Genomic DNA, 8,293 nt, shown 5'->3' with positions numbered 1-8,293 from the left:
GCAAAGGCCAATTCACGCCCGGACTCCGCCCGTTTCAGCAGTTCTCCCAACTAGCGGGAGAACCGGCTCACCAATGCCACTGATGCTCTGCCGTCTAGAAAGTTTGCGACAGAACCATTGAGCTGACCTGTTGGTTGTGAAGGGACTCTGTTGCAAAGTTCTTGTTGTTGACGAACTTGGGTTTCGCGTAGTTTGCCGCACTCGCTGGGTAACTACGTCCAATCGATGGATCTCTACCACCGTCGCCCAAACTTTGCGACACTACCTTTGCGTCAACGGTCGGTTTAATCATATTTCGGCTGATTTCCATCACCTCGCTTTCTATCGCGTTGCGGCTACTACGCCTATCGGGGTAGGTAGCTATTATCCAAAATAAAATTGCGGTTCATCCATGAAGATGCGCGACACATTTCTGAAGCCAATGCATCCTGAGGGGCGAAAGTTTGTTGGCATCTTTGCCGCAATCGCGGTCGTCCTTTTTCTCATCTGGTCCGTATTAGGGTGGATTGGGCTGGGCCTGACGATTTGGTGCTACTACTTTTTTCGGGATCCCGTGCGCATCACACCCACACGCAATGGGCTGATTGTTAGCCCTGCTGACGGCATCGTCTCGCTTATTGAAAAGTGCGTCCCACCAGCCGAACTTGGTATGCCTGATATGGCTCTGACCCGCGTCAGCGTGTTTATGAGTGTCTTCAATTGCCATGTGAACCGCGCCCCGATTGCAGGCCAAATCGCCGCGATTGCCTATCGGCCGGGAAAGTTCTTCAATGCATCTCTGGAAAAAGCCAGCGCTGACAACGAGCGCAACAGCTTGTGTATTGAAATGGCTGATGGCCGACAACTTGCAGTGGTGCAAATTGCTGGGCTTGTCGCGCGACGGATCGTGTGCTTTTCGGCCAAAGGCGACACCTTGCGAACGGGAGAGCGGTTCGGCCTGATCCGCTTTGGCTCGCGTTTAGATGTCTATTTGCCCGATGGGGTGGAGCCGATGGTAAACTTGGGACAAACCATGGTCGCAGGTGAGACAGTTCTTGCTGATCTTGCCGCTACCGAGCCCGCTCGTATGGCCCTGGCGGATTGACCGATGGCTGATCCGTTGGATAGTGAAAAGCGATCAGAAATTCGCCTGATCTATCTGCTACCCAATCTAATTACCATTGCCGCAATCTGTGCAGGACTTACCGCGATACGATTTGGTTATGAGGGCAACTTTGAAATGGCTGTTCGCCTCGTTCTTGCAGCCTGTGTTCTTGATGGTCTGGACGGCCGGGTGGCCCGTCTATTGAATCGGTCAACAGCTGTGGGAGCAGAACTCGATTCACTGGCCGATTTTGTTAACTTTGGGGTCGCTCCAGTGCTGATTTTGCACAGTTGGGTACTTCAAGACTTTCAAAACGCTGGCTGGATTGCCGTTTTGTTTTATGCAATTTGCTGCGTATTGCGCCTTGCTCGTTTCAATGTCAGCGGTCGTTTGGAGATTGACGACACGCCCTCCGAGTTCTTTGTTGGTGTCCCCTCACCCGCTGGGGCGGTTTTGGTTATGTTGCCAATGGTCGTTTCATTTGCAGTTTCAGGTATGCCGCTGACCCCGCCGGTCGTTGTCGCATTTTACATCTGCTTGATAGGGCTGTTGATGATCAGTCGAATCCCAACATATTCGTTCAAAAACATGTCTATAAGCCGTTTCAACGCCAAGTTCTTCCTGCTGGGTGCTGCAATTTTGGCGGCTGCCTTGCTGACCTACCTATGGGCTACATTGACAATTCTCACCCTGGCTTACGTGGGCTGCCTTGTTTGGGCATACCGCTCTTCCCGAAAATCAAAACCAACCGAAGGATAGTGCCTTGGAACTCAACGCCGTCAAAACCTCATATGCCCGTTGGGCGCCAGTTTACGACAAAACATTTGGGGTCGTCACGAACGTTGGGCGACGAGCGGCAGTTGATTACATTAACGCTCAGGATGTCGAGACAGTCCTCGAAGTTGGCGTTGGAACTGGTCTGGCCTTACCGAACTATCGCCCAGAGCTGAAGGTAACAGGCATTGATTTCAGCGAGGAAATGTTGGCCAAGGCGCAGGTCAAGGTTGAAAATCAGGGCTTGGATCACGTGCAAAATCTCAGACAGATGGACGCTCGCAATCTCGATTTTTCTGATGCGTCATTTGATGTCGTCGCTGCGATGCACATCATATCAGTCGTACCAGACCCCGAGCACGTCATGGCTGAGATGGCACGTGTCTGCAAGCCAAGCGGCCTGATCGTGATCACCAATCATTTTGCCAGAGAAACCGGTATGCTCGCTCGGATCGAGCGGTTAAGCGCGCCATTTGCCAATCTTCTTGGCTGGCACTCGGACTTTGAAATTAGCACGGTCCTTAAGCAACCCGACCTTGCGGCGATTGAGCAAAAATCGCTGCCACCAATGGGTATGATGACATTCCTTGTGTTGCAAAAAATGGATAGTTGATCTCTACCAGTGATGCGCGGCAAACTAGATCACCGGCAAATTTGCAGGCCAGCAGCGCAATAAATTCTGCGACTACTCAGGAAGCAGAAAATCACGAAGCTGACATTGGTCTACGTCGCGGCATCCGTCGAATCGGGTTCGTCGCCGCCATTCTCTGCGGATCACACCGACCGGCGGAATGAGCCCATTCCTGCCTTTGCCGAAAGACTAGGCTACTGCATGTGCATCCGTCAGGTGGCAGCCCAAAGCGGTCATCGCACTCCTCCACAGAGGGCGGAATGCTGACTTTCTCTATAGCTGCATTCTCGTTGCATGCCAGTCGGCAATGCGGACACCCGCGAACTGGAGCACTCGGCCCTCCAATCATCTGCATTGATGCAGACGCCTTCGTTCTTGCTCGTCATGCTTGTCCCCAAATACCAGCCACGAGCATCATGCTCAAAAGCTCTTTGCCTAAACAGCGATCTGACCTGCGCACCTGATAAACGGGGATTTGGCAACTGTCGTCTGATAGCCTCAAGACCTGTCATCAGGTCATTGTCAGTGGTTTCACTGAACACAGTGAACTGCCATCCCGCCTTTGGTACCGAAAACCCTGACGGCGGACAATTCATCGACCCGGTACATCCCGCAGTTCAGATACCTCACTCCCGCCGTTTATGCATAGCGTAGCATTTTAAAACAGATAAAGGTGCCGTGGACAAAGAGGCCCCAGATGTTAACCGGGGCCTCAATATTTTCAGCGATGCCTATTCAGCTGGCATCGTCGAGGTTTCCGGATCAATTGTTGAAGCAACACCTGCGGCCTCGCGCCGACCATCATTCCAGATGGCCTTGATCAAAGCGATGCACATAAGAGCCATCACAATCGAGAACGGCAATGCCCCAATCACCATCGCGGTTTGAATGGCCCCGGTGCCGCCTGAAATCAGCAACCCTCCGACAACAAAAGCCAGTGCAGCACCCCAGAACATGATGTGCGGGCGTGCTTTAGGGCCTTCGTCACCTGCAGCGTTGATCGTATTTACGATCAAAACGGCAGAGTCAGCCGAGGTGACCAGGAAGGTCATCAGTAGAACAACGATGACCACTGCCATAGCCCAGGCCAGAGCCTGAGCAATTGGGGCCAGCATGAATTCGGTCATGGCAAAGATTTTGTCGCCATTCGCCGCATCCAGGATCACACCATTCGCATTGCCATTCAATTCCAGATCAATCGCTGTGCCACCGGCCCATGCAAACCAGACAAAACACATCAGCGAAGGAACGATCATTGCGCCCAACACAAACTCTCGGATCGTGCGACCCCGAGAGATGCGCGCCAGGAACAGTCCAACGAAAGGTGCGAACGCAATCCACCAGGCCCAGTAGAACACTGGCCACCAGCCTTGCCATTGGGCAAGCAGGAAGGATTTCGACCCTTCAACGCCATCAGATGCATAGACGTTGAAGCTCAGCCACGGCAGAGCGACCAGATAGTCCCAAATCCCCACGAAGAAGGCGCTTGCACCAAAGAACGTCGCACCAAAGATGATGAAGAAGCCCAGCAGGAAGATCGACAACACCATGTTGATGTTCGAAAGCCACTTGATGCCCTTCCCAACACCGGACAACGCTGACAGTGTCGAGGCCCCCATGATGACCAGCAGGGCAACGATGATCCCAAGCGTCGTCGCCGAGCCATCGGCATGTGCCAACCCGCCAATACCGATCCGCGTCAGACCCGCGACGAACTGCTCAACCCCGAAACCAAGCGTTTGAGCAACACCAAGGATTGTGGCAACAACGGCCACAATGTCGATCAAATGGCCAAGGTTGCCGGACAGTGCCTTGCCAAACAGCGGCGTCAGCGACGACCGGATCGTCAATGGCAGCCCACGGCGATAGCTGAAGAACGCAAGCGAAAGACCTGCAATCGCGTAACATGCCCATGCACCGAGGCCCCAATGCAGATAGGACCAGACATAGGCGGTGCGAACATTATCCGCCTCGAGCGCAGTTGTGACTCCCTGAATAACCGATGGGTTGTTCTTGAAATGCGCAACAGGTTCCGCAACGGCCCATGTCAGCATCCCGACACCGATCCCGGCGCCAAACATCATCGAGAACCATGAGAAGTTCGAGAATTCAGGCTTTTCACCTTCCACACCCAGGTTCAACCGTCCTGCTGCGGGCCAGATTGCCAGCCCAATACAAACGATGACAAATGCGGTTACGACCCAGATGTACCAAGCGGCAAACTGCGCCAGAATGGCCGCGTTCCAATCGCCTAAGACTCTGCCAGCTTGTGTAGGCCACACAATACACCAGACCACCAATAAACTGATGATGATCTTACTGATTACCGTCACGTTGACGCTGAACCCCCGATAGAAACCGTTTTCAGCGGTTTTTATCGGAAGTTCTGATAGTGGAGGCTTAACTGCCATATTCATCTTCTCCCTGTTGCTGATCAAGCGGGTTGCAAGATCAAATTGCTGCGACTTGAGTCACCATGCTGTGTTTGGAAATGCCGCAACCATATCTCCTGGCTGAGGCAAAAAATGTGGTGGGTTATTCTGGGCACGCACCGGCTTTAGAATTTGAATTACCCCAGCGGGTTGGAAATTCCCTGCGAACAGTGATGCAGGTCGCCGATCTCACCGTCTTGCATTGATTTCGCAAAGTGAATTGTCTTGTTGCGCTCGCGGCCGGTCATAAATCGCTCCCATCACTTTCTAGCCGGGCTGCGTACGCGCCCTTTGACATAGTTTTTGGTACATATTCGAGCAGATTTGCAGTAGTTCAGTAATTATGGATGACATTAACAAGATTAATACCAATCTCAGTCGCAACCTTGTGGCGCTATACGCTTTCGAAATGGTCGCAAAGCACGGGAACTTCACGAGTGCCGGAGAAGCCCTCGGCTTGACCCAGTCCTCGATCTCTCAACGGATAAAAGGCCTGGAGTTAGATCTGGGCGTGGTACTTTTTAAACGAGAACACCGTGGTGTCTCACTCACATATGAAGGACTCAGGCTCCTCAACGTGGTCAAACCTGCAATGACACAAATGGGTTATGCGGTTGGTTCCTTAATGGAACGTAAAGCCAAACCAAGGGTTCGAATTTCTGCTGACTTTGCATTTTCTACGTTCTGGCTGCTGCCGCGCCTAGCTTACTTACGTGAAGAACTCGGAGACGAGATTGAAATTCAAATTCTGGCATCTACGGTGGCTCCGGGTATTGACGACACGGATTGCGATATACAGATCCATGTAGCACCCAGAAGTCAGATTAAGCCTGGTGAAATTCTGCTGCTGGAAGAGACCGTCGCAGCAGTTTGTAGCCCTCAGCTATTAGAAAAGATAACACCAATTCGCTCTTCTTCAGACTTACTGGATGTTCAACTTTTGAGTTTGTCAAAACCCGCCACTGCCGAGTGGCAAACCTGGCAGGGATGGTTTGCTAGCCTCGGCATTACAGGTGAAAGAAAGAAAAACTACATCAGCTTCAACAACTACGACATGGTCACACAAGCTGCCCTAACAGGGGATGGGGTCGCGTTGGGTTGGATTGGTCTAATAGATGGCTTACTCAACAAAGGTTCGCTTGTGAAAGTTACAGACGATGTTGTCATAAGCGACGCTGGATACGTCATGTCCCGGGACCAGACCAACTTGGGCCGCGGTCCTCGTATGGTATTCGATTGGATTGCGGATCAGGTTTTCTCTTCATCTTCGGAATAGTGCTCTGCATCAGCAGTGAAATCGCGTCTAACCCATCAGTGTCGCCCAATATCCTTTCTTGGGTTATTAATGCTTTTCTTGGCTTTTTGCCCATTTCTCCTTGTCTTCCATCGGATCTCTTACCCATCGCGGTCATCCAACTAGAGTAAGACTACTCGCAGGCATGAACTTTAAATTTGAGGAACTTCTAACAGACAACCGTTCCTATATTGCGCAGGTCGGTATGACCGATGGTGTCCACACCTGCGGTGTTCGAAATGTGGGCACCATGCAGACAAGTATGGTTAAACCCGTTTCTTGCTCTGTGGTTGAACCGCTTATTGGTCCCATGCTTCAAGGCAGCAAAGCTGTACAATATGGTACAGAGCATAGGCAGTGATATCGGCTGCTATGGCGGAGTGACGACGGGCGGGGACACAGAAGCAACTCCGAGCGGCTGAATGGTTGGCCACGAACCGCTGCAAACTTCCTGGAGATCGATAGCCTTGCATCGTCCTTTCCCGCTTTCGGAATGGGAGGTGGCTGTTTTCGGCGCGGTTGTTGAGGCCCTTGTGCGACCAATGATCTAAGCCCGGCGCAATCTCCCGCTTGGCAGCACCATAGGATCGCAACTTGTCCGTGATCATCCCCTTAGGGATGAAGCCAAATCGCCTGATCAAGCTGTGTAGCAGCCTTTTGCAGCCCGCTTGTCCCGTTTCGGTTGGAGTATCTCGTCCAGCACGACACCATGCTGATCGACCGCGCGCCAGAGCCAATACTTGCGGCCAGAGATTTTCACGACAACCTCATCGAGATGCCAGACATCACCAGGACGGTCCTGTCGCTGTCGCAAATTTCGAGCAAACTGAGGTCCGAACTTGATGACCCAACGCCGGACAGTCTCGTAAGACACGTCAATCCCGCGCTGCAGCAGCATCTCCTCAACTTCGCGCAGGCTCAACTTAAAGCGAACGTAGAGCCACACCGCGTGCGTGATGATCTGAGGAGGAAATCGATGACGTTTGTAGTTGATGGGCGATGACCTCATCGATGTCACCTACGTCCAATTCCAAGCCAGAGCAACAAAACGACGGTTAACGTGACAATACCGGAATGGGAGATGGTCCCAGTCACTTTCCACCATGACGAGGTCGAAGAACTCGAAACCTTGCCGCTGGACATTTTTGCGTCGGATTTGTTGCAAAGTTTTGACCATGGACCCTCCTGGTTGTTAGCGCATGGGTGGCAAACAGCATTACCCAGTTGAAAGTTGGTCCATGATTTCTTTCAAAGGCGCGCAGTATCCCAAGGACGTGGTCCTGTTCGCTGTGTTCTTTTATGTACGATACCCGCTAGCCGTGGAACCGCGCCGCTGATCGTGACCCTGTTCTCGGTCGCGTTTCTTGGTGTGTCCTTCGACTTTGCCTCTTTGACGGCCATCCCCGCCATCTCGCTTGGCATCCTGCGGATGGCCGCAAAGGGTTCGGCTGCAGGTCGAATGCGCGGAAAGGCACTGTTCTATGCCATCGGAACGGCAGTTTTCACGGCCAGCTACACGCTTGTCGGTGGGATCGGGGCGCGGACCGCTGGAACATCTTTTGGCTTCATCCTCTGGATGGTTTTAGGGGATGCGGTTGGAATGGTCTTCTGTACGGATGGACCCGTGGGGCGGCCCCATTTCCCACACTACTACCTGCTTGGAAAACAGGGGGCTGCAGGTGCTATGTCGCTTGGTTCTTGCTGGGTAGCGGCCTGGGCTTTTACCCAAGCTCCGATAGCGCTCGTCGCAGCACTTCGCGTGTTCAGACCGACATGCGGTAATGACCGACAGTCTCTGCGACCCATCCGCCAGGGAAAAACTTGATTATATGACTGAAGATAATCTTGAATTTTCAACAGTGGTTTGCCCAAAACTTGGTGGGAAATCGCAAAAGCGTCATCCTGGAGGGTTGGAGTTCTGCCGCCTACCCGCTAAAGCTTCGCCATTCACCAACAAGATGCGCTTGGTTAGAAAAGGTCAGCCATGAAAATCACATCCGGACTGACTGTTCAGTCCCGGCATCTGGTGGATCGGATTTAGGATGAATCGATCTGGCTCAGAAGTCCAGATTTTACAG

The 8,293-nt window shown here is 52.5% G+C and carries 6 protein-coding genes and 2 pseudogenes; 6 read left to right on the top strand and 2 right to left on the bottom strand.

From position 1 onward, the window contains the following. Positions 1 to 391: 391 nt before the first annotated feature. The 3 genes from HW561_RS23010 to HW561_RS23000 are packed head-to-tail and all read left to right on the top strand — an operon-like array spanning position 392 to position 2,471. Positions 392 to 1,084 (top strand): phosphatidylserine decarboxylase, encoded by a 693-nt coding sequence (locus HW561_RS23010; protein WP_176867699.1) that lies wholly within the window; start codon positions 392 to 394, stop codon positions 1,082 to 1,084. 3 nt (positions 1,085 to 1,087) lie between these two features. Further along, complete coding sequence (gene pssA, locus HW561_RS23005) at positions 1,088 to 1,843, top strand: CDP-diacylglycerol--serine O-phosphatidyltransferase (protein WP_176867698.1); 756 nt, start codon at positions 1,088 to 1,090, stop codon at positions 1,841 to 1,843. A gap of 4 nt (positions 1,844 to 1,847) precedes the next feature. Further along, the gene (locus HW561_RS23000) at positions 1,848 to 2,471 is read left to right on the top strand and encodes a class I SAM-dependent methyltransferase (protein ID WP_176867696.1); all 624 of its coding nucleotides are present in this window, start codon (positions 1,848 to 1,850) and stop codon (positions 2,469 to 2,471) included. Positions 2,472 to 3,220: 749 nt separating this feature from the next. Here the strand turns inward: HW561_RS23000 and HW561_RS22995 are convergent. Beyond that, the gene (locus HW561_RS22995; protein ID WP_176867694.1) at positions 3,221 to 4,900 is read right to left on the bottom strand and encodes a BCCT family transporter; all 1,680 of its coding nucleotides are present in this window, start codon (positions 4,898 to 4,900) and stop codon (positions 3,221 to 3,223) included. Between the two features lie 364 nt (positions 4,901 to 5,264). Here HW561_RS22995 and HW561_RS22990 point away from each other — a divergent pair, with 364 nt between their 5' ends. After that, positions 5,265 to 6,197, top strand: coding sequence for a LysR family transcriptional regulator (locus HW561_RS22990; protein WP_176867692.1), 933 nt, complete (start codon positions 5,265 to 5,267; stop codon positions 6,195 to 6,197). A 317-nt stretch (positions 6,198 to 6,514) separates the two neighbouring features. On the opposite strand, the pseudogene HW561_RS22985 reads toward HW561_RS22990, so the two are convergent. Beyond that, positions 6,515 to 7,224, bottom strand: a pseudogene (locus HW561_RS22985) (IS6 family transposase). A gap of 229 nt (positions 7,225 to 7,453) precedes the next feature. Between HW561_RS22985 and HW561_RS24395 the strand changes: the two are divergent. Together HW561_RS24395 and HW561_RS22980 are read left to right on the top strand one after the other, a co-directional pair. Continuing rightward, positions 7,454 to 7,525, top strand: a pseudogene (locus HW561_RS24395) (IS6 family transposase); the annotation flags it as partial. A gap of 29 nt (positions 7,526 to 7,554) precedes the next feature. Beyond that, a complete protein-coding gene (locus HW561_RS22980) occupies positions 7,555 to 8,040 on the top strand; it encodes a hypothetical protein (protein WP_176867690.1) in 486 nt (161 codons plus the stop codon). Positions 8,041 to 8,293 lie beyond the last annotated feature (253 nt).

The sequence above is a fragment of the Ruegeria haliotis genome (assembly GCF_013377785.1).
In the GTDB taxonomy this organism is placed as follows: Bacteria; Pseudomonadota; Alphaproteobacteria; order Rhodobacterales; family Rhodobacteraceae; genus Ruegeria; species Ruegeria haliotis.
The sequence above is the reverse complement of the archived record's forward strand: the minus strand, read 5'-3'. Positions and strand labels throughout refer to the sequence as shown.